A 25,754-nucleotide genomic window follows, 5' to 3' on the forward strand; every position below is an offset into this window, starting at 1 on the left:
GCACCGTCCAGCCCGGAGCACCACCCCCGCTCTCTGGAGCCGCTCATGACCAGCACCGCACCCCATACCCCGAAGACACCCGGCGCCCCCCGACCCGGCACACCCGGCGACGCCGCCGGCGCGCCGCCGGCCACCGCGCGGACGGAGCTGCTGATCGGCGGGATGACCTGCGCGTCCTGCGCGGCCCGGGTCGAGAAGAAGCTCAACCGCATGCCGGGCGTGGCCGCCACGGTGAACCTCGCGACGGAGAAGGCCAGGGTCACGCACCCCGAGGAGGTCACGGTCGCCGACCTCATCGCCACCGTCGTCCGGACCGGGTACACCGCACAGGAACCCACGCGGCCCACGGCACCCGCCCCGGCCACCGCCATCACCGCCACCGCCACCACCGCCATCAAGGCCCCACGGACACCGGACGCGCCCCGCCCGGCCGAGGGCACCGACACGGCCACGGTCGCCGCGTCCGCCCCCGCTCCCGCGTCCGACTCGCCTCCCACGGCCGGCCCGGCCACCGCACCCGCACCCGCACCCGCACCCGCACCCGCACCCGGCACCACTCGGGCACCCGGGCACGCCGGTACACCCGGCACGCCCAGCGCACCCCCGACAGCGGACCGCGCGGGCGGCGCACCCCCCACCGGCGGCCCGCGCGCCGCCGACGACCCGCACCCGGCGCACGACCCCGCACACGACACGCGCCCCGCCCGCGGCACGGGCCCCGCCCCCGCCGACCCCCGCCTCACCGCGCTCCGCCGCCGGCTGCTCGGCTCCGGCGTCCTCGCCGTGCCCGTCGTGGTGCTGTCGATGGTGCCCGCGGTGCAGTTCGACTACTGGCAGTGGGTCGCGCTGGTGCTCACGGCCCCCGTCGTGCTCTGGGGCGGCTGGCCGTTCCACCGCGCCGCGTTCGGCGCCGGGCGGCACGGCGCGGCGACCATGGACACCCTGGTGTCGGTCGGCACCCTCGCGGCGTTCGGCTGGTCGCTGTGGGCGCTGTTCCTCGGCGATGCCGGAATGCCCGGCATGCGGCACGGCTTCGACCTGCTCGCCGGCCGTACCGACGCCTCGGACACGCTCTACCTGGAGGTCGCGGCGGGCGTCGTCGCCTTCCTGCTGCTCGGCCGCTACCTGGAGGCACGCGCCAAGCGCCGGGCCGGCGCCGCCCTGCGCGCCCTGCTGGAGCTGGGCGCCAAGGACGTCTCCGTTCTCCGGCCCGGCCCGGACGGCACGGTGACGGAGACCCGTGTGCCGGTCGGCACGCTGGCCGTCGGCGAGCGGTTCGTCGTACGGCCCGGCGAGACGGTGGCCACCGACGGTGTCGTGGTCGAGGGCAGCTCGGCCATCGACGCGTCCATGCTCACCGGCGAGTCCGTACCGGTCGACGTGGCGGCCGGGGACACGGTCACCGGCGCCACCGTGAACGCCGGCGGCCGCCTGGTCGTCGAGGCCACCCGGGTCGGCGCCGACACCCAGCTGGCCCGGATCGCACGGCTCGTCGAGGAGGCGCAGACCGGCAAGGCACAGGTGCAGCGGCTCGCCGACCGGATCGCCGGGGTCTTCGTGCCGGTGGTGCTGGTGCTCGCGGTCGGCACCCTGCTCGCCTGGCTGGCCGCCGGGGCCGGCGCCGGCGCCGCGTTCACCGCCGCGGTGGCGGTGCTGATCATCGCCTGCCCCTGCGCGCTGGGCCTCGCCACCCCGACCGCGCTGCTGGTCGGCACGGGCCGCGGCGCCCAGCTCGGCATCCTCATCAAGGGCCCCGAGGTCCTGGAGTCAACCCGCCGCGTCGACACCGTCGTCCTGGACAAGACCGGCACGGTCACCACGGGCCGGATGACCCTCCAGGGGGCCTACCCGGCGGGGGCGGCACAGGCGGAACCCGCAGGCACCGGGCCGGCCGGCGGCCCACCGCCGGCCTCGGCCGAACCGGCCGCGCAGGAGCCCCCCGCCCCCGTCGCCGAGGAGCAGTTGCTGCGGCTGGCCGGTGCGCTGGAGCACGCCTCGGAGCACCCCGTGGCCCGGGCCATCGCGGTCGGCGCCGCCGAACGGGCGGGCGCGCTGCCCGCGGTCGAGCGGTTCGAGAACGTCCCCGGGCTCGGCGTGCGCGGCATGGTCGAGGGTCACGAGGTGCTGGTCGGCCGCCCGCGGCTGCTGGCCGCCGCGGGCATCCCGCTGCCGCCCTCGCTCACCGCGGCCACGGCCGCCGCGGGGGCCGCCGGGCAGACGGCCGTGGTGGTCGCCTGGGACGGTGCGGCCCGTGGCGTGCTGACCGTCGCCGACGCCGTCAAGGAGACCAGCGCGGAGGCGGTGCGCGCGCTGCGCTCCCTCGGCCTGGCCCCGGTGCTGCTCACCGGTGACCACACCACGGTCGCCGAGGCGGTGGCGCGTGCGGTGGGCATCGACGAGGTGATCGCCGAGGTGCTGCCGGAGGACAAGGTGGCCGTCGTACGGCGGCTGAAGGCCGAGGGCCGGACCGTCGCCATGGTCGGCGACGGCGTCAACGACGCCGCGGCCCTGGCCACCGCCGATCTCGGCCTCGCCATGGGCACCGGCACCGACGCGGCGATCGAGGCCGGCGACCTCACCCTGGTCCGCGGCGACCTGCGGGTGGCCGCGGACGCCATCCGGCTCTCCCGCCGCACCCTGGCCACCATCAAGGGAAATCTCTTCTGGGCCTTCGGCTACAACGTCGCCGCCCTGCCCCTCGCGGCGGCGGGCCTCCTCAACCCTATGATCGCGGGTGCGGCCATGGCCTTCTCGTCCGTGTTCGTGGTCAGCAACAGCCTCAGGCTTCGGACGTTCACCTGACGCCTACAGCGCATCGCGTAATCTGTCTCAGAAATGACCTCCAAAGTCTTCACAGCTCTTCACAGATCAGGTGCAACATCCTTACTCTTAGGGCCTGATCGCCATAGGCGGGCTCTTGCGGCGACGATGGAGTTGTGCAAGAGACGCAGATCACATGGATTTCAGCGTAACCATGAGAGGGGCTCGCGAGTCTAAGAAGACGATGCCGGTGACGTCTTGGGGGGCGTACCCGGTATCGGCGGAGATGTCTTGGGGGACGTCTCCGAAGGTGCGAGGCCGGGACACGTACACCGGGGAGCTTGAGCGGCCCTCCTGAGCGTGCGCGTCCCGGCAGACCGCACCACCGCTGGCGCGGCCCACCGACGCCCGGCCGGATCCCGTGGGGGGAATCCGCACCGGGACAAAGGAAAGCGCCCCGTACGCCGGCCCGTGGGGGGACCGTCGACGGGGCGCTTTCCGCTTGAACAAGAGGGACCCACCCCCAGAGCCCGAAGCTCAAGGGGGCGGGCAAGGCCCCGAACGGGCCGAAGCCCCGAAAGGGGCCGAAGCTCCGCACGGGGCCGAAGCCCCAAAGGGGCGAAGCCCCAAGGGGCGCGGGACCGTATCGATTTGCGACTCCGCCGCGTGAGCGCGCCCAGCCGCAACAAGCCCGCAGCCCGCCACCGCCCCCAAGGGGCAACTCATCACGCCGACCCCACCGACCGATGGCGAACCACTACCGAACCACCACCACTCGGTGAACGGCAAAACCCGGCTACCCGCGCCCCGAAGGCGCGCTCAGCGCTGCTCGACCGGCACGAAGTCCCGCTCGACCACGCCCGTGTAAATCTGCCGCGGACGCCCGATCCGCGACCCCGGCTCCTTGATCATCTCGTGCCACTGCGCGATCCACCCGGGCAGCCGCCCCAGCGCGAAGAGCACGGTGAACATCTCGGTCGGGAAGCCCATCGCCCGGTAGATCAGACCCGTGTAGAAGTCGACGTTCGGGTAGAGCTTCCGCTCCACGAAGTAGTCGTCGGCGAGCGCGTGCTCCTCCAGCTTCAGGGCGATGTCCAGCAGCTCGTCGGACTTGCCGAGCGCCGACAGGACATCGTGCGCCGCCGCCTTGATGATCTTCGCCCGGGGGTCGAAGTTCTTGTAGACGCGGTGCCCGAAGCCCATGAGCTTCACGCCGTCTTCCTTGTTCTTCACCTTGCGGATGAAGGAGTCGACGTCGCCGCCGCTGGCCTGGATGCCCTCCAGCATCTCCAGCACCGACTGGTTGGCACCACCGTGCAGCGGGCCCCACAGCGCCGAGATGCCGGCGGAGATCGAGGCGAACATGTTCGCCTGCGAGGAACCGACCAGACGGACCGTGGACGTCGAACAGTTCTGCTCGTGGTCCGCGTGCAGGATCAGCAGCTTGTCCAGCGCGGAGACCACCACCGGGTCCAGCTCGTACTCGGCGGCCGGCACCGAGAACGTCATCCGCAGGAAGTTCTCCACGTAACCCAGGTCGTTACGCGGGTAGACGACCGGCTGACCGACCGACTTCTTGTACGCGTACGCGGCGATCGTCGGAAGCTTGGCGAGCAGCCGGATCGTCGACAGGTGCCGCTGCTTCTCGTCGAACGGGTTGTGGCTGTCCTGGTAAAACGTGGACAGGGCGCTGACCACCGAGGACAGCATCGCCATCGGGTGGGCGTCCCGCGGGAAGCCGTCGTAGAACCGCTTCACGTCCTCGTGCAGCAGCGTGTGCTGCGTGATCTCACCCCGGAACGCGGCCAGCTCGTCGACCGTCGGAAGCTCGCCGTTGATCAGCAGATACGCCACTTCGAGGAACGTGGAGCGCTCGGCGAGCTGCTCGATCGGATACCCGCGGTAACGCAGGATGCCCTGCTCACCGTCGAGGTAGGTGATCCCCGACTTGTACGCGGCGGTGTTGCCGTACCCGCTGTCCAGGGTCACCAGGCCGGTCTGCGCCCGCAGCTTCCCGATGTCGAAGCCCTTGTCACCGACGGTGCTGTCGACCACCGAGTAGGTGTACTCGCCGTCGCCGTACCGCAGTACTACTGCGTCATCGCGTTTGTCGCTCACGTCTTCCCTCACCGACGTAGTGCCTCATCCTCGAGGTGGCCCGGAGTTCCCCTGGCTGCTACTACCATCCCCCATTCGGCGCAGGAGAGTGCACTCGGGGTCGTCCATTGGGCCTATTGGCGGCACTCAGTGCCGCCAGCCTGCTCATCCTGCCCCCTTCGCCCTGGTTCCGGAAGGGCCCTGTGAGCTTTCAGACTCATTTGATCGATCAATTTTTCACCGTGTTCACTCCTGGCGGACCGCTCACCTGCCCGTGGGGCCTCCGGCGAGCCGGAAATCCAGCGCCGTGCACCTGCGGCCCGCCGAGACGGTGCGCACCGCCTGGCCGAGCGCCCGGCGCGAGCCGACCAGCACGACCAGCTTCTTCGCCCGGGTGACGGCCGTGTACAGCAGGTTCCGCTGGAGCATCATCCAGGCGCTGGTGGTCACCGGGATGACCACCGCCGGGTACTCGCTGCCCTGGGAGCGGTGGATGGTGACCGCGTACGCGTGCGCCAGCTCGTCCAACTCGTCGAAGTCGTAGGGCACCTCCTCGTCCTCGTCGGTGCGTACCGTCAGCCGCTGCTCGTCGGCGTCGAGGGCGGTCACGACGCCGACGGTGCCGTTGAAGACGCCGTTCTCGCCCTTGTCGTAGTTGTTTCTGATCTGGGTGACCTTGTCGCCGACGCGGAAGACCCGGCCGCCGAAGCGCTTCTCCGGCAGGTCGGGGCGGCCGGGGGTGATGGCCTGCTGGAGCAGTCCGTTCAGCGCCCCCGCCCCCGCGGGGCCCCGGTGCATCGGCGCGAGCACCTGCACGTCGCGGCGCGGGTCGAGACCGAACTTCGCCGGAATTCTCCGTGCCGCGACATCCACGGTAAGCCTGCCGGCCTCTTCCGTGTCGTCCTCGACGAACAGGAAGAAGTCCTTGAGGTCACGGGTGACGGGGGGCTGGCCGGCGTTGATCCGGTGGGCGTTGGTGACGACGCCGGACTGCTGGGCCTGGCGGAAGATCCGGGTGAGCCGGACCGCGGGGACCGGGCTGCCGTCGCCGAGCAGGTCGCGCAGCACCTCGCCGGCGCCCACGCTGGGCAGCTGGTCGACATCGCCGACGAAGAGCAGGTGGCCGCCCTCGGGGACGGCCTTGACCAGCTTGGTGGCGAGCAGCAGGTCCAGCATGGAGGCCTCGTCGACCACGACCAGGTCGGCGTCCAGGGGCCGCTCACGGTCGTAGGCGGCGTCTCCGCCGGGCTTGAGCTCCAGCAGGCGGTGCACGGTGGACGCCTCCGCGCCGGTCAACTCGGCGAGCCGCTTGGCGGCGCGGCCGGTGGGCGCGGCCAGGACCACCTTGGCGCGCTTGGCGCGGGCCAGCTCCACGATGGAACGGACCGTGAACGACTTGCCGCAGCCGGGGCCGCCGGTGAGCACGGCGACCTTGCGGGTGAGCGCCAGCTTGACGGCCTCCTCCTGCTCGGGCGCGAGATCGGCGCCGGTGCGCCCGGCGAGCCAGCCGAGGGCCTTGTCCCAGGCGACGTCCCGGAACCCGGGCATCCGGTCCTCCGGGGTGCGCAGCAGCCGCAACAGCTGGGCGGAGAGGGACAGCTCGGCCCGGTGGAACGGCACCAGGTAGACGGCGGTGACCGGGTGCCCGTCGGGGCCGGGCACCTCCTCCCGCACCACGCCCTCCTCCTGCCCGGCCAGCTCGGCCAGGCACTCGATGACCAGGCCCGTGTCGACCTGGAGGAGCTTCACCGCGTCGGCGATCAGCTGCTCCTCGGGCAGGAAGCAGTGGCCCTGGTCGGTGGACTGGGACAGCGCGTACTGGAGGCCTGCCTTGACCCGCTCCGGGCTGTCGTGCGGGATGCCGACGGACTGGGCGATCTTGTCGGCGGTGAGGAAGCCGATGCCCCAGACGTCGGCCGCCAGGCGGTACGGCTCGGTCTTCACGACGTCGATCGACGCGTCGCCGTACTTCTTGTAGATGCGCACCGCGATGGAGGTGGAGACCTGCACGGTCTGGAGGAAGAGCATCACCTCCTTGATCGCCTTCTGCTCCTCCCAGGCGTCGGCGATCCGCCGGGTGCGCTTGGGGCCGAGTCCCGGCACCTCGATCAGGCGCTTCGGCTCCTCCTCGATGATCCGCAGTGTGTCCAGGCCGAAGTGCTGGGTGATCCGGTCGGCGAAGACCGGGCCGATGCCCTTGACGAGGCCGGAGCCCAGGTAGCGGCGGATGCCCTGGACGGTGGCGGGCAGCACGGTCGTGTAGTTCTCCACCGCGAACTGCTTGCCGTACTGGGGGTGGGAGCCCCAGCGGCCCTCCATCCGCAGTGACTCCCCCACCTGGGCGCCGAGCAGCGCACCCACGACCGTGAGGAGATCGGCGGCGCCGCGGCCGGTGTCCACGCGCGCGACCGTGTAGCCCGTCTCCTCGTTGGCGTAGGTGATCCGCTCCAGAACCCCTTCGAGCACCGCGAGCCCCCGCGGCCCGTCCTTCGCCGGATACGACATGCCCCGACGCTACCTCCGGGGTGTGACAACGCCGTGCCACGGCCCCGGCGCGAGCAACTCCGCAAGGTGGTCGGCGAGTCGGGTGAGCCGGTCCAGCTCCGGCCCGCCGCGGGCCCGGCGGAAGCCGTGCCTGCGGGCCCAGAACGCGGCCTGCACGGCGTGGAACTGCGCCCAGCGCCCGACCCGTTCACGGTCGAGCTCCGCCGCCTCCGCGAAGACGTCCAGGGTGCGGTGGACGGCTTTCCGCAGGTCGCCCGCGTCGAGGAGGGCCGCCGCGCGCGACTTGAGCAGGGTGCCGCCGTCGTACGCGGGGTCCCCCGCGTATCCCTTCGGGTCGACAGCCAGCCACGGCTCGCGGGCGGCCCGCAGGATGTTCCCGGCGTGCAGGTCGCCGTGGACGAGGGTGTCGGGCTGGTGGCGGCCCAGCTCGCGGGCGGTCGCCACGGCGGCGTCCACCACGCGCGGCGGCAGCGCGTGGGGCAGCTCGGCGGCGTCCGTGCGGAGTTGCTCCTCCCATGCGCCGGCCTGCTCACGGAGCCGGGGCAGGCCGGGCGGTGCCGGGGCGGCCAGCCGGCGGCTGATCCGGCCCGCGACCGTCACCGTCTCGTCGCCGTCCCCGAGCTCGGCCAGGCGCATGGGGCCGGCCCGCTCCAGCAGCATCGCGAACCGTTCGTCGTCGCGCTCGTACAGCAGCACGGCACCGCGTCCGCGCCACACCGCGAAGGCGTCGGGTTCATGGACGTTGCCGGGGTGCGGGAACGACACCTTCAGCACGGCCGTCCCACCGGCCCGCCGGCGCACCGGAACGACGAGCCCGACGCCACCGTGCACGGCGTCGCCGTCCGGCACGCACTCCCAGCGGGCGAGCAGTTCGTCCACGATCCCCGGCAGCCCGGCCAGCCAGGCCGCGCCGGCAGCTCCCTCACGCTCGACGGTGCCCCGCGCGAACGCCTCCGGTACCCCGATCATCCGGGCACCCTACGCGCCCGCGCCCGCCCCTCGCGCCGGCGGCGCGCGGGCGCGGCCCCGGCCGGCGCGGCGCAACCGGTGCTTTCGGTGTGAGGCGGCTACGGCGCCCGCCGCGCCGCCCGCCCCGGCGACCGCCCCGGCACGCGAGCCGGCCCGCACGCGGCGCACGGCTTCGCCCGGGACCGGCCTGGGCCCGGGCCCATGCCGGGCCTGGGCCCGGGCCCAGGCCCGGCATGGGCCCTCAACTGGGCCCGTGTGCCCTGGGTTTGGGCCCGTGCCGCCGTCTAGCTTGCCGTGCGGAGAGGCCCGGACGGACGGGGCGGACGTGTGCCTCCGCCACGAGCGATGTCCACCACCGGTGCGCCGATCGTGCGCGCGATGACCAGGGAGCGTTGGTGAGCCACACGCCCGAGGTTGTTCTCTCGTCCCGCGCGGGTGCCCGCGCGGGGGTCCGCGCTGGTGCCCGCGCGGGTGTGCGGGCGGGTGCCCGCGCGGATGTGCGCGCGGGGGTCCGCGCCGGTGCAGGAGCCGTGCACGGGGCCGGTGCCGGAGCCGGAGCCGGAGCCGCTGCTGGACCCGGAGCCGGAGGCGGAGCCGGTGCCGGTACGGCGCGTGACGGCGGGTCGGGGAGCATGCCGCGCGCGCTCGTCGTGGTGCGGGCCCTGATGCACGTGTTGTTCGCCGTGACGGTGTGGGGTGGAGCCGAACTGTTCGGCTGGGCACTGACCGCCCACGCGGTGCGCCCGGCGCTCTTCGGCATCGCGGTGTACAGCCTGGTTCCCGGCCTCGCGGGCTGGGCGCTCTCCTGGCGGCTACGGCGCGGTGGGCCGGCCGTCCTGGCCTCCTTGATCGTCGTCCAGGTCTGGCTGCTCGCGGCCGGCGTCGTCGAGCTGGCCGGCGGCAGCCCCCGCGGCTGGACGCAGATGCTGCTGCCGGCCGCCGTGCTGCTCATGCTGCTCCGGCCGGAGAGCCGGGCGTGGTTCGAGCTGCCGGGGGAGCGGCGGGACGGTCGGTGGGAGCGCGGGGCCGCCCGTTTCCCGCGCCTGGCGGCCGTCCGGCGCAACCCGCACAGCCGGCGCAGCCCGCGTGTCCGGCGTATCCGGCGTATCCGGCGTATTCGGCGTATTCGGCGTATCCGGCGTATCCGGCCCAGTGTTCCCTTCTCACTCCCCCACATGATCACCTGGCGCCGCGACCGCGGGCAGTCGGCCACGGAGTACGTCGGCCTGGTCGGCCTGGTCAGCGTGATCGTCCTGGGCCTGATGGTCAGCGGTGTCGCAGGCCGTGTGGCGGACGGCTTCGAGACGGCGGTCTGCTCGGTCATCGGCGGCGACTGCGGCCCCGGCTCCCACAACGGCGCGAACGGCGACCCTGCCGGCAGCGCCGGCCAGACCGGCGGCAACGGCGGCGACGGCACCACGGGAGGCGGCAACGGCTCCGGGGGCGACGGGGGCTCCGGGGGCGACGGAGGTTCCGGCAGCGGCTCCGGTGGCGACGGGAGTTCCGACGGGGGCGGCGGCTCCGACGGGGGCCACGGTGACGACGGGGGTTCCGACGACGGTGGCTCGGGCGGGGACGGTGGCTCGGGCGGCGACGACGGTGGCTCGGACGGCGGGAACGGCGGAGATTCCGGCGGCGACGAAGGGTCCGACGGCGGCGACTCCGGCGACGACGGCGGAGACGGCTCCGGCGGAGACGACGGCGGGGCCGACGGCGGCAGCCTGACCTGCATCTCGGTACCCCCGGCAGGCATCTTCCAAAGCCCCCTCTGCGACCCGGACAAGGGCGACGACGGAGGCGACTCGGGCGGCGACGGGGGCAGTGACGGCGGAGACGACGGAGGGAGCTCCGGCGGCGACAACGGAGATTCCGGCGGTGGGGACTCCGGTGGAGACGGTGGATCCGGCGGCGGCGCCTCGGGCAGGGACTCCGGCGGCAGCAACGGAGGCGATTCCGGCGGAGACTCCGGCGGCGACTCCGGCGGCGACAACGGAGGTGATTCCGGAAGCGGCGGCGGCGACTCCGGCGGCAGCGGCGGAGACTCCAGCGGAGGCGACTCAGGCGGAGACGGAGGCACCAACGGCGGCGACTCCGGCGGAGACGACGGCGGAGACAGTGGAGGCGACGACGGGGACGACGACGTCAGTCTGAACTGCATATCCTTCCCGCCCGCGGGCATCTTCCCGAGCCCCCTCTGCGACCCGAACGGACACGACGGGGGCGACGACGGAGGCGACTCCGGAAGCAGTGGGGGCTCGGGCGGCAGCGGAGGCGACTCCGGCGGCAGCGGCGGAGACTCCAGCGGAGGCGACTCAGGCGGAGACGGAGGCACCAACGGCGGCGACTCCGGCGGCGACTCGGGCAGTGACGGAGGCGACTCAGGCGGAGACGACGGCGGAGACAGTGGAGGCGACGACGGGGACGACGACGGCGGCGGCGGCCTGACCTGCATCTCCGCACCCCCGGCAGGCATCTTCCAAAGCCCCCTCTGCAACCCGGACAAGGGCGACAACGGAGGCGACTCAGGCGGCGACGGGGGCAGTGACGGCGGAGACGACGGAGGGAACTCCGGCGGAGACGACGACGGGAACGACGGCAAGCCCGCCCCGGACCCGAACCCGGAGTGCGTGGGCGGCCTGGTGTTCCGGTTGTGCACGGACGGACCGCCTCCCGGCGGCCCGCTGCCCGGGGTGCCGTGGTGGGTGATCCCCGGCCTCGGCCCCCTCCCCCTGCCCGTACCCCCGCCGCCGGGTTCCCCCGGCCCGGGTGACGGCGGGGACGACAGCTGCGCCAACGCGGCGGTGCTGCCGGGCGCGCCGAAGTCGTCCGGCGGACCGGACGGCCTGGTCCTCGCGCAGGCCCCCGCCGGCGGTCATGCGGTGTCCGTGGCGTCCCTCCACGGCGACGTGCTCGCCGCAGGACTCCACGGCGACGTGCTCGCCGCAGGCGGTGGCAAGTGCGACTCCGGCGGGGAGGACGGCGACGGAGAGGACGACGGCAAGCACAGGCCCGAGGACCCGCTCCAGGTGGCCGCCGACAAGAGCGTGGACGTGGACGAGATCCCGGACGAGGCGGTCTGGCGCAACACGGATGAGCCGCTGTTCCGCGGCGACACCCGCCCGCCCCAGGAGGTCTTCGGGGAGGGGTTCAAACCCCAGAGCGACTACTTGGAGGACCTCTACGAGTACCTGGAGAGCAACGAACCCTCGGGGTACGTCTCGACCACGCGGAACGACAAGATGGACTGGGGCACCCGGTACGTGTACGAGATCGACGCCCCAGGGGGCATCGACGCCAACGCGACCTACGGCGACAAGAGCCCCCACCCCGGCGAGCAGGAGATCTCCTTCCCCGGCGGCATACGCACGGAGAACATCAAGGGCGCCTACGACAAGCAGACCGGCAAGTTCATCCCGAACCCCAACTACGACCCGACCGCGAAGTGACCGGGACGGGAGCCGGCCGGCGGAACACCGCCCCACCGAGCGGCGCACCCAGGAGCCTCGGAAGAAGCGACGGAAGAGCCGAGTGAAGGAAGAGACCGGTGAAGGAGACGCCGGATGACGGGAGAGCCGGATGACGGGAGAACCGGATGACGGAAAGTCGAGTGACGGAAGAGCCGCGTGACGGACGGCATGGGTGAGGAACTGCCCGGCGGCCGCCAGGAGATGCCGGCCGTGCGGGCGTGCGACCGCTCGGCACGCGCCACCGGCGCGCTGACCTGGTGGCGCGAGGGACGGGACGGGTGCGAGGAACACGACAGGCGCGAGGGACGGGACGGGCGGGACGCCGGGGACCCGCTGCCGTACCGGCTGCGCGCCACGGGACCGTGGGGCGCGGCAGAGGCCCGCGGCCACGACCTGTGGTCCGCGCTGACCGGGGTGCGCCGGGCGCTGGAGGCGGACGGCTGGCTGCTCGCCGTCAACGCCGCCCGCCCGGACGTGCTCCAGAGCGGCCTGCTCAGGGAGAGCGGCAGCACGCGCGCGTACCGGGTGCGCGCGGGCGAGCCGACCTCCCAGGACAGCATGGTCGACCTCTTCGACGCAGCCGACGCGGACGCCGTCACGACCGTGGCCGCCCAGGCCGACGCGCACTCCCGGTGGCGTGCGTCGCTGCGCTCCCGAGGCGCACGGAAGTGACGACGGATTCAATCCGGCCATGGCTGGGCACGCTCTGATCGTCTACGCGCGCTCCGGCGATCAGAGCCGCTTCCGATGAGAGGTCAGCACTGAGAGGTCAGCACATGCACGACTACGACCTGCTGGTCGTAGGGTCGGCCAACGCCGATCTGGTGATCGGCGTGGAGCGCCGCCCCGGCCCCGGTGAGACGGTGCTCGGCTCGGACCTGGCCGTCCACCCCGGCGGCAAGGGGGCGAACCAGGCGGCGGCCGCGGCCCGGCTCGGCGCCCGTACGGCCCTCCTGGCCCGGGTGGGCGACGACGTCTACGGCCGGCTGCTGCTGGACTCCCAGCATGCGGCGGGCGTGGACACCGTGGGCGTCCTGGTGGGCGGCGCGCCCACCGGCGTCGCGCTGATCACGGTGGACCCGTCGGGGGACAACAGCATCGTGGTCTCGCCGGGCGCCAACGCCCGACTGGCGCCGGAGGACGTGGCCGCGGCGGGCAGCCTGCTGTGCGCGGCCCGGGTGGTCTCCTCGCAGTTGGAGATCCCGGTGGAGACGGTCGTGGAGGTGGTGCGGAACCTCTCCCCGGAGGTCCGCTTCACGCTGAACCCGTCCCCCGCCGTCCCGCTCCCCGCCGAGCTGCTCTCGGCCTGCGACCCGCTGATCGTCAACGAGCACGAGGCCCGCGTCCTGCTCGGCCAGCAGGCCCCGGCGAGCGGCGACCCGCGGGAGTGGGCCCGTGCGCTGCTGGCGAGGGGCCCCCGCTCGGTGGTGATCACCCTGGGCGCGCAGGGTGCCCTGGTCGCACAGAGCCCGGCGCACGGCTTCGGCGGTGAGCCGGTGCACGTGCCGTCGGTGCCGGTCACGGCCGTCGACACGACCGGCGCGGGCGACGCCTTCGCTGCGGCCCTCGCCTTCCGGCTGAGCAGGGGGGACGATCTCCCCACGGCCGCGGCCTTCGCCGTCCGCGTCGGCGCCGCCACCGTCACCAGACCCGGCGCCCAGGCGTCGTTCCCGACCGCCGAGGAGGTCGCCGCGCTGGAGGCGGTGGGCCAGCACTGAGCTACGGGCGTCCCCGCAGGAACCGGCACCGGCCGTGGGCGCGAGAATGGGCGCCATGACGCCACGTATCGGAGAGATCAGTACACCGGGGAGAGTCGCCGAGCCCCACGAGGGCATCAGCGACGCCGAACTGGGCCTCGCCGCCCGCAACCACGGCCTGCCGCTGGAGATGCTGCGCCAGGACGTGACGCCGCCGGGACTGCACTACATCCTGGTCCACTTCGACATTCCGCCGGCCGATGCCGAGCGGTGGCGGCTGACCGTGGGCGGTCTGGTACGGACGCCGCTGACCCTGGACATGGCGGCCCTCCGTGCGTATCCCGCGGTCACCCACCGCGTCACCATGGAGTGCGCGGGCAACGGCCGGGCGGGGCTCACCCCGCGACCGGTCAGCCAGCCGTGGCTGGTCGAGGCGGTGGGCACGGCGGAGTGGACGGGCGTGCCGTTGCGTGTCCTGCTCGCGGAGGCGGGCGTGCGGGACGGCGCGGTCGACGCGGTCTTCACCGGGGCCGACCACGGCGTGGAACGGGGCGTGGAGCAGGACTACCAGCGCTCGCTGTCCCTGGACGTGGCCACCGGCGACGATCCGGAGGTGCTGGTCGCCTACGAGATGAACGGCGCGCCGCTGCCGCCCCAGCACGGCCACCCGGTACGGCTGATCGTGCCCACCTGGTACGGCATGGCCAGCGTCAAGTGGCTGCGCGACATCACCGTCACCGACACGCCCTTCACCGGGTTCCAGCAGAGCGTCGCCTACCGCTACCGGCAGCACGCCGACGACCCCGGCGAGCCGGTCACCCGGATCCTGCCGCGGGCGCTGATGGTCCCGCCGGGCTTCCCCGACTTCATGTCCCGGACCCGCGTGGTGCGCCCCGGCCGTGTGCTGCTGGAGGGCCGCGCCTGGTCGGGGCACGCGCCGGTGGCACGGGTCGAGGTCTCCACCGACGACGGGGCGAGCTGGCAGGAGGCCGAACTGCACGACCAGGACGGCCACGCCTGGGCCTGGCGCCGCTGGCAGGCGCAGTGGACGCCCGAACCCGGCAGCCATGTGCTGTGCGTCCGCGCCACCGATACCGAAGGCCGCACGCAGCCCCTGGAGCAGCCCTGGAACCGGGGCGGGTTCGGCAACAACCAGGTGCAGCGCGTCGTGGTGCACTGCCTGGCGGAGGGCGCCTGACGGCCCCCCGGAAACCCGGGTTCGGGACGCTACCGTCCTCAGAAGGCCCCCCTTTTGAAGACCCGCTTCAGAAGGGGTCCTGCCGGTCCGCCCGCGCGACAACGACGGTGAGGCGGCCGGGGTCGTCCGGCACCCACCTCTCCGTCCCGTGCAGGGCACGCAGGACCAGCCTTCCGGCCCGCACGTCGGTGACGATGGCCTCGCGTCCCCTGTCGGCGTCGTAGACCCGGTCGCCCACCCAGGGGCCGCGGTCCGCGCCCTCGACCCCGCTCACCGGCCCTCGCCCCCGTCCCCCGCGCTCCCCAGCTCGCCCCAGACCCGTTTGCCGCACGGCAGCGGGTCCGTGCCCCAGCGGTCGGCGAGCGCGGCGACGAGGGCGAGGCCCCGGCCGCGCACCTCGTCGTCGGCGGCGCGCCGCGGCACGGGCCGCTCCCGCGAGGTGTCGGCCACGCCGATGCGGACCCGCCCGGCGTCCGGGCGGGTGACGCTGACGTGGATCAGGCGGCTGCGGCTGTGCCGGCAGGCGTTGGCCACCAGTTCGGAGACGATCGCCTCGCCGTCGTCGGCGAGGCGGTCGAGTCCCCAGGCGGCGACGGCGGTACGCACCAGCCGCCGCGCCCTCCGCGCGCTCTCCGGCGCGCACGGCAGCGTCTCGGTGTATCCGGGGTGCCCTGTCGGGCGGGCGATTGCGCTCACGGTCATCCGGACCTCGTCGTCGTGAGGAGTGCGGAAGGTTGCGGTCATTCAACGACCGACGGTCACGTGGAGCGAGGGGTGCGCTGCGCTGCGTGAAGATCGCCCGACCGGAAATTTCTGGTGTGGTGGGTTTTTTCCACCGCTGACGCGGTGTCTACTGTGAGGCCATGGAGGGCAACGAGATCCTCAAGAGGCGGATGGTTGACGCGGGTTACACCCAGGCGGAGCTGGCCGAGGCCGTCAACGCGGAGTTACGGGCCTCCGGCTACGAGGGCACGGTCAGCGACCGCACGGTACGCAACTGGCTGACCGGTAAGACACGGTGGCCGCACCGGCGGCAGCGGGCAGCATTGGAGGTGGTGTTCCAGTGTCCGGTCACCGAATTGGGGTTCGTGCCCTGGCGGGCTCCTGAACCCTCGGCACCCGAGGGGGAGCAGTTGCACCGTCGTCGTTTCCTCTTCGCGTCGGCAGGCACGGCGTTGACGACTTCCGCCGCCCCGGTTCCCCACCGCGTCGGAATGAGTGACGTTGAGCGGCTGTACGCCAAGTTTGGTGTCCTCCTTGTGAGCGATCACCGGTACGGCGGCAGGCTGACCATCGAGTCCCAAGCCATGGCACTCGCCGGCGAGGCTCTTGCTCTCCAAGCCCGTGGCACGGCTGGTCAGCGGGTGCGCGGCGCCCTGTACGCTTGCGCCGCCTCGTTCACTTCAAGCGCCCTGTGGGCGGCGATCGATGGGCGTCGGTTCGGTACGGCGCATCGGCACTTCGAACGAGCAGCGAGTCTGGCTGCCATGTCCGGTGACCCCACGATCCAGTTCCGCATCTGGTCCCATGCCGGGAGCCTCTACCGCCACATGGCCCGGCCGGTTGATGCCCTGGCGGCAAACGACGTGGCGCGGAACTTGCACATCGCCCGGCGCGACCCGATGTTCGCCTCCCTGGGCCACGCCCGGCAGGCTGCCATCCTCGGACTCACGGGCGACGCACGAGCCGTACGACAGACCCTTGGCTACGCCCAGGAAGCCCTGCACGCCGCAGATCCGGCAGAGCGGCGGCCTCTGTGGATGAACGCCTTCTACGACGAAGCGGAGCTGCACAGCCTCGCCCTGGCTGCGTACCTGTCCTTGGGCGACTACGAGTCTGCCGAAGCCCATGCCCATCGCAGCCTGGCCTTGATCCGTCCCGAGATGCATCGCAGCAGGGCCATCACCACGGCACGACTCGCCCAGGCCCAACTCGGGCAGGGCGAACTTGAATCGGCTGTGTCCACGGCCATGTCCATCCCCGCCGACACAGCCGCCGAACATCCCCGCATCACGTGCATGTTGCAAGAGTTCGGTGCCGCTCTTCGCGTCCTCGACGCATCCAGCCCGCACACCCGGGCCTGGGAACAGTACCTCCACGACGGCCAAAGGAATCCGCAGTGACCGCAGAAAGCATCGAACTCCGCCATGTCACCGACATCGACGACGTGTGGGCAACGCTCATCGAGGTCTATGCCGAGGTGCGCGCTGATCAGCTTCACCTACCGCACTACTCGGTCGAACGGTACGGAGAGCGGCTGGCACGACATGCGTCGGAGCCTGGCTGGGAGGCCGTCGTGGGGTTCGACGGAGCCGAGCCAGTGGGCTATGCCTACGTCAACACGCTGCTTCCCGACGATCGCTGGTGGAACCGCATGACGACGCCGCTGCCTGAGGGCTGCACGGACACGCCCACCGTGGCACTCAAAGAAATCATGCTGCGAGTCCCGTGGCGCGGCACCGGCACGGCTCTGCGGATTCACGACGAGATCCTTGCCACCCGCCCCGAAGAACAAGTCACCCTCCTCGTGAACCCCCTCGCCGGAAACGGCAAGGTCAAGGCCCTGTACGAGCGCTGGGGCTACAAGGAGATCAGCACACAACAGCCGTCCCCCGACGGCCCCGTGCTCACCGCCATGCTGCGCGCCACGCGCGCCACGCGCGCCACGCGCACAACCCGCGCCCCCGCGGCGGGAGCCGCCGACCGGGCCGGCGCGCCGGAGTGACCGGAACACCGAGGGGGCCGGACCCGTCAGTCCGGCCCCCGTCGGCTTCCCCCTCCACATATCAGAACCCCGCGATCCCCCCAGATCCCCACCCCGAAGCCCTGATGCCAACTACGACACGCCACGCCCCCGCAGGGTTGCGCAGGAGGCGGAGGTTTTTTCGGGGAGCTACGCGTCGTGCGGTGCGGCGGCGTGGTGAACGTACCGGCGCACCGTCTCCGCGAGGACCTCGCGGCCGTCCCGCGCCCAGAGGCCGTCGTTGAAGAGTTCGACCTCGATGGGCCCGGAGTACCCCGCGGCCTCCACGTAGCCGCGCCACTCCCGCATGTCCACCGCCCCGTCGCCGATCTGGCCGCGGCCGTTGAGGACGCCCTCGGGCAGCGGGGTGGTCCAGTCGGCGAGCTGGAACGTGGCGATCCGGCCGCCGCCGCCCGCGCGGGCGATCTGTGCCGGGGCCTGGTCGTCCCACCAGATGTGGTACGTGTCCACGCAGACGCCGACCTGCTCTGCCGGGAACCGCTCGGCGAGGTCGAGCGCCTGGCCGAGGGTGGAGACGACGCAGCGGTCGGAGGCGAACATGGGGTGCAGCGGCTCGATGGCGAGGCGTACGTCCCGTTCCGCGGCGTAGGGGGCGAGGTCGGCCAGGGCGTCGGCGATGCGCTCGCGCGCGGCGGTGAGGTCCCGGCTGCCGGGCGGCAGGCCGCCGGAGACCAGGACGAGCACATGGGTGCCCAGGGCGGCCGCCTCGTCGATGGCCGCCCTGTTGTCGTCGATGGCCCGCACGCGCGCGTGCGGGTCGGTCGCGGTGAGGAAGCCGCCGCGGCAGAGGGTGCTGACGGTGAGCCCGGCGTCCCGGACCAGCTTGGCGGCGTCCGCCAGGCCGTAGGCCTGCACGGGCTCGCGCCACAGGCCGACGTGGCGGACGCCCAGGTCGGTACAGGCGGCGACCAGCTCGGGCAGGGAGAGCTGCTTCACCGTCATCTGGTTGATGCTGAACCGGGCCGGAGCGTGCTCCAGGGGAGCCTCCTCGGAAGCGTGCTCCCTGGGGGCCGCCCCGGATGCGTTCTGCGTGGTCACTGGGCGACTCCGTAGAGGCCGAGCAGGGACGCCATGCGGGACTCGGCGAGTGCCGGGTCGGGGAAGAGGCCCAGGGAGTCGGCGAGTTCGTAGGCGCGGGCGAAGTGCGGCAGGGAGCGGGCGGACTGCTGACCGCCCACCATGGTGAAGTGGTCCTGGTGGCCCGCGAGCCAGGCCAGGAAGACCACGCCCGTCTTGTAGAAGCGGGTGGGCGCCTGGAAGAGGTGCCTGGACAGCTCCACGGTGGGGTCCAGGAGGGCGCGGAAGCCCTTGGTGTCACCGGTGTCCAGGACGCGCACGGCCTCGGCGGCGAGCGGGCCCAGCGGGTCGAAGATGCCGAGCAGGGCGTGGCTGAAGCCGCGCTCGTCGCCCGCGATCAGCTCCGGGTAGTTGAAGTCGTCGCCGGTGTAGCAGCGCACCCCCTCGGGAAGGCGGCGGCGCAGCGCGATCTCGCGGCCGGCGTCCAGGAGGGAGATCTTCACTCCGTCGACCTTGTCGGGGTGGGCGGCGATCACCTCCAGGAAGGTGTCCGTGGCGGCGTCCAGGTCGGCGCTGCCCCAGTAGCCCTCCAGGGCGGGGTCGAACATCGGGCCGAGCCAGTGCAGGATCACCGGTTCCGCCGCCTGCCGCAGCAGGTGCGCGTAGACCTGGAGGTAGTCCTCGGGTCCGCGGGCGACCGCCGCGAGCGCCCGTGAGGCCATCAGGATCGCCTGTGCGCCGTTCTCCTCGACCAGCGCGAGCTGCTCCTCGTAGGCGGCGCGGACGGCCTCCAGGGACGCCGTGCCGGGCTTGAGCTGGTCGGTGCCGGCGCCGCAGGCGATGTGGCCGCCCGTGGCGCGGGCCTCGGCGGCCGAGCGGCGGATCAGCTCCGCCGCGCCCGCCCAGTCCAGGCCCATGCCGCGCTGGGCGGTGTCCATGGCCTCGGCGACGCCGAGGCCGTGGGACCACAGGTGGCGGCGGAACGCGAGCGTGGTGTCCCAGTCGACGGCGGCCGGCGAGCCCGGCGAGACGTCCGCGAAGGGGTCGGCCACCACGTGCGCGGCGGCCAGCACCGTGCGGGAGGCGAGCGGCGCGCTGCCCGGCGTGGTGGCCGGGGGCTCGGTGCGGGGCGTGTACGTGCGCAGGGCGCCGGTGGCGTCGGGCAGACGGAGGGTCACCGTGCGGCCTCCATGGCGTCCAGGTTCAGCTCCGGCACGGCGAGCCTGCGGCCCTCGGCCGAGGACTTCAGGCCCAGTTCGGCCAGTTGCACACCGCGCGCGCCGGCGAGCAGGTCCCAGGTGTAGGGCTCGCCCGCGTACACGTGCTTCATGAACAGCTCCCACTGCGCCTTGAAGCCGTTGTCGAACTCGGTGTTGTCCGGGACCTCCTGCCACTGGTCCCGGAACCGCACGGGGGTGGGCAGGTCCGGGTTCCAGACCGGCTTGGGAGTGGTGCTCCTGTGCTGGGTGCGGCAGGTGCGCAGGCCCGCGACGGCGGAGCCCTCCGTGCCGTCCACCTGGAACTCGACCAGCTCGTCCCGGGCGACCCGGACGGCCCAGGAGGAGTTGATCTGGGCGACGATGCCGCCCTGAAGTTCGAAGATGCCGTACGCGGCGTCGTCCGCCGTCGCGTCGTAGGGCTTGCCCTGCTCGTCCCAGCGGCGCGGGAGGTGGGTGGCGGCGAGTGCCTGGACGGAGCGGACGGGTCCGAAGATGTTGTGCAGGACGTACTCCCAGTGCGGGAACATGTCGACGACGATGCCGCCGCCGTCCTCCTTGCGGTAGTTCCACGACGGGCGCTGCGCCTCCTGCCAGTCGCCCTCGAAGACCCAGTAGCCGAACTCACCGCGCACCGAGAGGATCCGGCCGAAGAACCCGCCGTCCACGAGCCGCTTCAGCTTCCGCAGGCCCGGCAGGAACAGCTTGTCCTGGACGACGCCGTGCTTGACGCCCGCGTCCCGGGCGAGCCGGGCCAGCTCCAGGGCGCCGGCGAGCCCGGTGGCGGTCGGCTTCTCGGTGTAGAGGTGCTTGCGTGCGGCGATCGCCTTCTTCAGGGCGGCCTCGCGGGCCGCGGTCACCTGGGCGTCGAAGTAGATCTCCACGGAGTCGTCGGCGAGCACCTCGTCCAGGTCGGTGGACCAGTGCGTGAGGCCGTGCCGCTCGGCGATCGCCCTGAGCGCCGGCTCACGGCGGCCGACGAGCACGGGCTCGGGCCACAGCAGCGTGCCGTCGCCGACGTCGAGGCCGCCCTCCTCCCGGATGGCGAGCAGGGAGCGGACCAGATGCTGGCGGTACCCCATCCGTCCTGTGACGCCGTTCATGGCGATACGCACCGTCTTGCGTGTCACGAGTTTCCTTCCCTGCGCCCCGCTCGTCCGGGTGAGGTCCCGGCGAGTCCTCCGCATAGCACGCCATAGCAAGCGCTTTCTATCAGAGGAGAAGCTAGCCTCTGCACAGCGGCTCGTGCAACACCTGGAGGATGACGAGATGACCGTGACCCTTGCGGACGTTGCTGCCCGCGCCCAGGTCTCGCCCGCCACCGTCTCCCGTGTGCTGAACGGGAACTACCCGGTGGCCGCCACCACGCGCGAGCGGGTGCTGCGCGCGGTGGACGAGCTGGACTACGTCCTGAACGGCCCGGCGAGTGCGCTTGCTGCCGCCGCCTCCGACCTGGTCGGCATCCTCGTCAACGACATCGCGGACCCGTTCTTCGGGATCATGGCCGGCGCGGTGCAGTCCGAGATCGGCCCCGGGGGGCGCGCCGGCGGGGAGCGGCTCGCGGTGGTGTGCAACACGGGCGGCTCCCCGGAGCGCGAGCTGACGTACCTCACGCTGTTGCAGCGGCAGCGGGCGGCGGCCGTGGTCCTCACCGGCGGCGCCGTGGAGGATCCCGCGCACACCGCGGCGATGGGCACGAAGCTGCGCCGCCTCGGGGACGCGGGGACCCGGGTGGTGCTCTGCGGGCGCCCGCCCGCGCCGGACACCGGGGCGATCGCGCTCACCTTCGACAACCGCGGCGGCGGCCTCAAGCTCACCCAGCACCTACTGGCCCTCGGGCACCGCAGGATCGGGTACATCGCGGGCCCCGAGGAGCGCACCACGACCCGGCACCGCCTGGAGGGCCACCGCGCCGCCCTGTCCGCGCACGGCATCCCCGACGACCCGCGCCTCACCCTGCACGGCCCCTACGACCGCCGTTCCGGCTACGACGCCACGCTGGAGCTGCTCCGCAGGGACCCGGACCTGACGGCCGTCGTCGCCGCCAACGACACCGTGGCCCTGGGCGCCTGTGCCGCGCTGCGCGACCGCGGCCTGCGCATCCCCGCGGACGTCTCGGTGGCCGGCTTCGACGACCTCCCCTTCAGCATGGACGCCGTGCCCGCCCTCACCACGGTCCGCCTTCCGCTCCAGGACGCGGGCGCCCGCGCGGGGCGCATCGCCATGGGCCGCGAGGACGCGCCGCCGGGCGGGATCGCCACGGTGCAGGGGGAGTTGATGGTCAGGGGCTCCACGGCGGTACCGAATCCGGCGCGTACGGGGGCGTGAGGCCGCTTGCTCGGGGCGGGGCGGGGCGGGGAGCGGGGGCGGCCGTCCTGGCCTGTTCCCGTCGGCGGAGGGCGGGGAAGCGGTCCGGGCACGGACCGCCGTCGGTCTCCGGCACCGTCCTGCCCCTGCGCCGGTACGACGCCCCGCCTCCCCGCAGGCGGAGAACCGGCCGCGCCACCGCCACCGGTGCCGCCACCGCCACCGGTGCCGCCACCGCCACCGGTGCCGCCTTACGGAGGCCGGTTCAGTCCCCGGCCTCCTCCTGCGGCGGCGGATCCGGAGCGAACCGGTACCCGATCCCGGGTTCGGTGATCAGGTACCGGGGCCGGGAGGGCACGGGCTCCAGTTTCCTCCGCAGGTTGGCCAGGTGCACGCGCAGATAGTTGCTCTCCGTCACATGGCCCGGCCCCCACACCTCCTGGAGCAACTGCCGCTGGGTGATCAGCCGCCCGGGGTGCCGCACCAGGATCTCCAGCAGGTGCCACTCGGTCGGAGTCAGCCGCTTCTCCCCCGCGGCCGTGCTCACCCGCTTGGCCGCCAGATCCACGGTGAACGCCGCCGTTCTGACGACCGGCTGTTCCTCGGCGGGCACCGCCCTGCGCAGCGCCGCCCTGACCCGCGCCAGCAGCTCCCCCATCCCGAACGGCTTGGTGAGGTAGTCGTCGGCCCCCACGTCCAGCGCATGGATCTTCACCTGCTCCTCGTGCCGCGCCGACAGCACGATGATCGGCGCGCTCGACCACCCGCGCAGGCCCTCGATCACGGCGATCCCGTCCATCCCGGGCAGCCCGAGGTCGACCAGGGCCAGATCGGGCGGCGCGGCCGCGGCGGCGTCGAGCGCCCCGCGCGCGTCCCTCGCGGTCGCGGTGGTGTAGCCGCGGGCGGAGAGCGCGACGGTCAGGGCCCGGAGCAGCTGCGGGTCGTCGTCCACGACGAGAACGTGGGTCATGGCGCCACCGCCGCCGGAAGGGTGATGGTCATGGTCAGTCCTCCGCCGGGAGTGTCGCTGGGGGTCAGGGTGCCGTGCATGGCCTCGGTGAAGCCGCGCGCGATGGCCAGGCCGAGGCCGAGGCCCCGGCCGGCACCCTCGTCGCCCAGCCGTGTGAACGGCGCGAAGATCCGTTCCCGGTCCGCCTCGGGGATGCCGGGGCCGTGGTCGACGATGCGCAGCCGAAGCTCGGCGCCGGCCGACTCCGCGGTCAGCTCGACGGGCCGGTCCGGCGGGGACGCGTCCAGGGCGTTGGCGACCAGGTTCGCGATCACCCGCTCCAGCAGCCCGGGGTCCGCCCAGGCCTCGGGCAGGTCCTCGGCGATGTCGAGGCGGGGGGTGCGGCCGGGCGGCGCCGGGGTGTGCAGCAGGGCGGTGGCGGCCACCTCGTCCAGGGTGACCGCGCGCGGGTGGACGCTGACGGCGCCGGCCTGCAACCGGCTGATCGCGAGCAGGTTCTCCACGAGGTCGGTCATCTTGTCCGCGGAGGCCTCGACGGCGGCGAGCAGCTCCGCCCGCTGGTCCTCGGTCAGCGGCAGGTCGGGCTCGCGGAGGCTGGAGACGCTCGCCTTGATGCCGGCCAGCGGGGTGCGCAGGTCGTGGCCGACGGCGGCCAGCAGCGCGGCCCGCACCTTGTCGGTCTCGGCCAGCTCGCGCGCGCGTGCCGCCTGGCCGGCGAGCCGTTCGGCCTCACCGCGCCAGCGGGCGATGAGGTCGACGGCGACACTGACGGTGACAGCCGTCGCCACGTAGACGGCGACGGTGACGACCGAGTCCCGGTTGGCGACGTCCAGGGTGTAGTACGGCGGGACGAAGAAGAAGTTCGCGAGCAGGGTGGAGGCGAAGGCCGCGGCGAGCCCCAGCCGGACCCCGCCGCCGGCGGCCACGACGACGACCGCGGCGAGGTACAGGAGCACGACGTCCGCAAGCGAGAGGCCGCCGCGGACCGCCACGAGGACGGCCGTGAGCGCGGCGAGACCGGCGGCCGCCGCGACGGTCGCCGGCCAGAGGTGCCGCGGGCCGGGCCGGCGGGCGAGGCGGCCGCTCAGGGATGGGATCCGGCCCTTCATGATCCCCACGCTAGCGGACGGAACACCGGAGACCGGCGTCTGGAACCGGCCCCAGACGCTGTCGCGCGGAATCGGCCGTCGGCGGCCGGCGCGGGAAAACACCCGCAATGGCCGGCCCGGGGAAACGGCCTCAGAGGACGACGCGTGGGAACAGCCTCAGGTACTGAGCGGGCTCAGCCTCGGCGAACCCGGCGGGCCCTCGGCGGGCCCCCGGCGGGCCCTTCGTCGAACCGGTTGGCGTCCCGGCACTCCGTCATGGCCGCGCCGACGGCCGCCTTCGGGACGTTCTCGAACTCGATCGTGGCGCGCCCGTGGTCGTCCAGGCAGACCTTCCCCGCACCTTCCCGGGGGACCACGCGCAGGGTGGGCCCGAAACACCGGCACTTGTCGGCGGGGCGAGGGCGGGGAACGCCGCGGTGAAGGCCTTCTGAGCCGTCTCCTGGTGCGGTTCCCACGCCGCGTACGGTCCGCGGTGGCCCCGCAGGCGAGGCCACCGCGGACGGAGCGAATGCCGAACGGTCAGCTCTTGCCGTGCCGGAGCCGCCGGCCCAGGCCGAGCGTGGCCGTGCCGCCCGCGAGCAGTGCTGCCGCGCCGCCCGCCAGTGCCGTGGCCTGCCCAGTGCTGAGGGCGGAGCCGGTCTTCGCCAGCTGCGGGGCTCCCGTGGTCGCAGCCGCACCCTGGAGGATGAGGTCGGCGACCGTATCCGGCTGGGCGATCAGAGCCAGGTGACAGGAGTCGATCACCTTCGTGTGGGAGTGGGCGCGCTGGGCCTGGAAGCGCTCCTGCTCCGGGCTGATGGTCCTGTCCTGTCGTCCCACCAGCGCCCAGGACGGGATGTCCTTCCAGGCCGCCACCTTGGCCGTCTCGGAGAACGCCGTCGTGGCGGCCGGGCGCTGGGTGACGCCGATCAGGTTCGCCTGGCCCTCTGACAGGCAGTTGGCGAAGACGGGGTGCACCTTGTCACGCTTCAGGTACAGGTCGGTGCCGCTCGTCTGGGTGGTCCGGTAGGGCACCGACCTCGTCGCGGTGCCGAGCGCGCTCGGGAAGCGGGCCGACAGCGACATGCCGCTCTCGCCGACGTCCGGCATCAGCGCGTTTATGTACACCAGTGCCTTCACCTGGGCGTTGCCCGCGGCAGCTGTGCTGATCACGGCACCGCCGTAGGAGTGCGCGGCCAGGACGATCGGCCCCTTGACCGACTTCAGGACGGAGGAGATGTACTCGGCGTCGTTGTACAGCCCGCGGAGCGGGTTGGCCGGGGCCATGACGGTGTAGCCGCGGCTCTCCAGCCGAGGGATCACCCCGTTCCAGCTCGACGCGTCCGCGAAGGCACCGTGAACCAGGACGATTGTCGGCTTCGCGGCGCTCGTACCGGTCGTGCCGACGTCCGCCGCGGCCGCGGGGGTGACGGTCGTGGCGCACAATGCGGCAGCCACGACACGGAGGGCCCGGTGTGGGCGAGGGGTGCGGAGGAAGGCAGGTGCCATGATGGTGACTCGCTTTCGATCGAGCGTGGGCGCCACCCGACGGATGGCTTGCACCACTCAGAGTTCACGCCGTCGACCGAATCGGCCTGCGCACAGCGGATGGGTGGGTGATGTGGCGAGGCATCCGGGTGGTGCCACTTGATCCACACGAGCGCGAAGCCGCCGCCGAGGCCGCCGTGGCACCGCCGG

Annotated in this window: 20 protein-coding genes; 8 read left to right on the plus strand and 12 right to left on the minus strand. The window is 73.1% G+C overall.

Features of this window, described 5'->3' with window-relative positions:
* The first annotated feature begins 45 nt into the window (after positions 1-45).
* On the plus strand, positions 46-2,802 hold the full coding sequence (locus ACSMXW_RS10540; RefSeq protein WP_485805523.1) for a heavy metal translocating P-type ATPase: 2,757 nt from the start codon (positions 46-48) through the stop codon (positions 2,800-2,802).
* 777 nt (positions 2,803-3,579) lie between these two features.
* Here ACSMXW_RS10540 and ACSMXW_RS10545 read toward each other — a convergent pair.
* From ACSMXW_RS10545 to ACSMXW_RS10555, 3 genes are all read right to left on the minus strand, one after another.
* Positions 3,580-4,890: a citrate synthase gene (locus ACSMXW_RS10545; protein ID WP_485805525.1), complete on the minus strand. Its 1,311-nt coding sequence runs from the start codon at positions 4,888-4,890 to the stop codon at positions 3,580-3,582.
* Between the two features lie 231 nt (positions 4,891-5,121).
* Positions 5,122-7,362, minus strand: coding sequence for an SF1B family DNA helicase RecD2 (recD2, locus tag ACSMXW_RS10550; protein ID WP_485805526.1), 2,241 nt, complete (start codon positions 7,360-7,362; stop codon positions 5,122-5,124).
* A gap of 9 nt (positions 7,363-7,371) precedes the next feature.
* A complete protein-coding gene (locus tag ACSMXW_RS10555; RefSeq protein WP_485805528.1) occupies positions 7,372-8,331 on the minus strand; it encodes an aminoglycoside phosphotransferase family protein in 960 nt (319 codons plus the stop codon).
* Between the two features lie 632 nt (positions 8,332-8,963).
* Between ACSMXW_RS10555 and ACSMXW_RS10560 the strand changes: the two genes are divergently transcribed.
* From ACSMXW_RS10560 to ACSMXW_RS10575, 4 genes are all read left to right on the plus strand, one after another.
* Positions 8,964-11,777, plus strand: coding sequence for a scabin-related ADP-ribosyltransferase (locus tag ACSMXW_RS10560; protein ID WP_485805530.1), 2,814 nt, complete (start codon positions 8,964-8,966; stop codon positions 11,775-11,777).
* 177 nt (positions 11,778-11,954) lie between these two features.
* On the plus strand, positions 11,955-12,470 hold the full coding sequence (locus ACSMXW_RS10565) for a hypothetical protein (RefSeq protein WP_485805532.1): 516 nt from the start codon (positions 11,955-11,957) through the stop codon (positions 12,468-12,470).
* A gap of 104 nt (positions 12,471-12,574) precedes the next feature.
* On the plus strand, positions 12,575-13,516 hold the full coding sequence (locus ACSMXW_RS10570) for a ribokinase (protein ID WP_485805534.1): 942 nt from the start codon (positions 12,575-12,577) through the stop codon (positions 13,514-13,516).
* Positions 13,517-13,571: 55 nt separating this feature from the next.
* The gene (locus ACSMXW_RS10575; protein WP_485805536.1) at positions 13,572-14,693 is read left to right on the plus strand and encodes a sulfite oxidase; all 1,122 of its coding nucleotides are present in this window, start codon (positions 13,572-13,574) and stop codon (positions 14,691-14,693) included.
* A gap of 67 nt (positions 14,694-14,760) precedes the next feature.
* Here the strand turns inward: ACSMXW_RS10575 and ACSMXW_RS10580 are convergent, their stop codons facing one another.
* Entirely contained in the window at positions 14,761-14,967 is a 207-nt protein-coding gene (locus tag ACSMXW_RS10580; RefSeq protein ID WP_485805538.1) for a hypothetical protein, read from the minus strand.
* Positions 14,964-15,437, minus strand: a complete 474-nt coding sequence (locus tag ACSMXW_RS10585; RefSeq protein WP_485805540.1) for an ATP-binding protein — start codon at positions 15,435-15,437, stop codon at positions 14,964-14,966. Before ACSMXW_RS10585 ends, ACSMXW_RS10580 begins: the two co-directional genes overlap by 4 nt.
* 119 nt (positions 15,438-15,556) lie before the next feature.
* Between ACSMXW_RS10585 and ACSMXW_RS10590 the strand changes: the two genes are divergently transcribed.
* The gene (locus ACSMXW_RS10590; RefSeq protein WP_485805542.1) at positions 15,557-16,816 is read left to right on the plus strand and encodes an NsdA family TPR-like regulatory protein; all 1,260 of its coding nucleotides are present in this window, start codon (positions 15,557-15,559) and stop codon (positions 16,814-16,816) included.
* Entirely contained in the window at positions 16,813-17,418 is a 606-nt protein-coding gene (locus ACSMXW_RS10595) for a GNAT family N-acetyltransferase (RefSeq protein WP_485805544.1), read from the plus strand. Before ACSMXW_RS10590 ends, ACSMXW_RS10595 begins: the two co-directional genes overlap by 4 nt.
* 168 nt (positions 17,419-17,586) lie before the next feature.
* Here ACSMXW_RS10595 and ACSMXW_RS10600 read toward each other — a convergent pair whose 3' ends face one another.
* The 3 genes from ACSMXW_RS10600 to ACSMXW_RS10610 all read right to left on the minus strand — a co-directional run bounded on the left by ACSMXW_RS10600 (position 17,587) and on the right by ACSMXW_RS10610 (position 20,821).
* On the minus strand, positions 17,587-18,399 hold the full coding sequence (locus ACSMXW_RS10600) for a sugar phosphate isomerase/epimerase family protein (protein WP_485807941.1): 813 nt from the start codon (positions 18,397-18,399) through the stop codon (positions 17,587-17,589).
* A 92-nt stretch (positions 18,400-18,491) separates the two neighbouring features.
* Entirely contained in the window at positions 18,492-19,652 is a 1,161-nt protein-coding gene (locus ACSMXW_RS10605; protein ID WP_485805546.1) for a dihydrodipicolinate synthase family protein, read from the minus strand.
* Entirely contained in the window at positions 19,649-20,821 is a 1,173-nt protein-coding gene (locus ACSMXW_RS10610) for a Gfo/Idh/MocA family protein (RefSeq protein WP_485805548.1), read from the minus strand. Before ACSMXW_RS10610 ends, ACSMXW_RS10605 begins: the two co-directional genes overlap by 4 nt.
* A 139-nt stretch (positions 20,822-20,960) precedes the next feature.
* Between ACSMXW_RS10610 and ACSMXW_RS10615 the strand changes: the two genes are divergently transcribed.
* Positions 20,961-22,019: a LacI family DNA-binding transcriptional regulator gene (locus ACSMXW_RS10615; RefSeq protein WP_485805550.1), complete on the plus strand. Its 1,059-nt coding sequence runs from the start codon at positions 20,961-20,963 to the stop codon at positions 22,017-22,019.
* A gap of 244 nt (positions 22,020-22,263) precedes the next feature.
* Here the strand turns inward: ACSMXW_RS10615 and ACSMXW_RS10620 are convergent, their stop codons facing one another.
* From ACSMXW_RS10620 to ACSMXW_RS10635, 4 genes are all read right to left on the minus strand, one after another.
* Positions 22,264-22,968 carry a response regulator gene (locus tag ACSMXW_RS10620; protein ID WP_485805552.1) on the minus strand — a complete coding sequence of 235 codons (705 nt, stop codon included), beginning with the start codon at positions 22,966-22,968 and terminating at the stop codon, positions 22,264-22,266.
* Positions 22,965-24,077 (minus strand): sensor histidine kinase, encoded by a 1,113-nt coding sequence (locus ACSMXW_RS10625; RefSeq protein WP_485805554.1) that lies wholly within the window; start codon positions 24,075-24,077, stop codon positions 22,965-22,967. Before ACSMXW_RS10625 ends, ACSMXW_RS10620 begins: the two co-directional genes overlap by 4 nt.
* A gap of 173 nt (positions 24,078-24,250) precedes the next feature.
* Positions 24,251-24,433 (minus strand): hypothetical protein, encoded by a 183-nt coding sequence (locus tag ACSMXW_RS10630; protein WP_485805556.1) that lies wholly within the window; start codon positions 24,431-24,433, stop codon positions 24,251-24,253.
* Positions 24,434-24,596: 163 nt separating this feature from the next.
* Positions 24,597-25,514 carry an alpha/beta fold hydrolase gene (locus ACSMXW_RS10635; protein WP_485805558.1) on the minus strand — a complete coding sequence of 306 codons (918 nt, stop codon included), beginning with the start codon at positions 25,512-25,514 and terminating at the stop codon, positions 24,597-24,599.
* Between the last annotated feature and the right edge of the window lie 240 nt (positions 25,515-25,754).

The sequence above is a fragment of the Streptomyces sp. DSM 116793 genome (assembly GCF_057320905.1).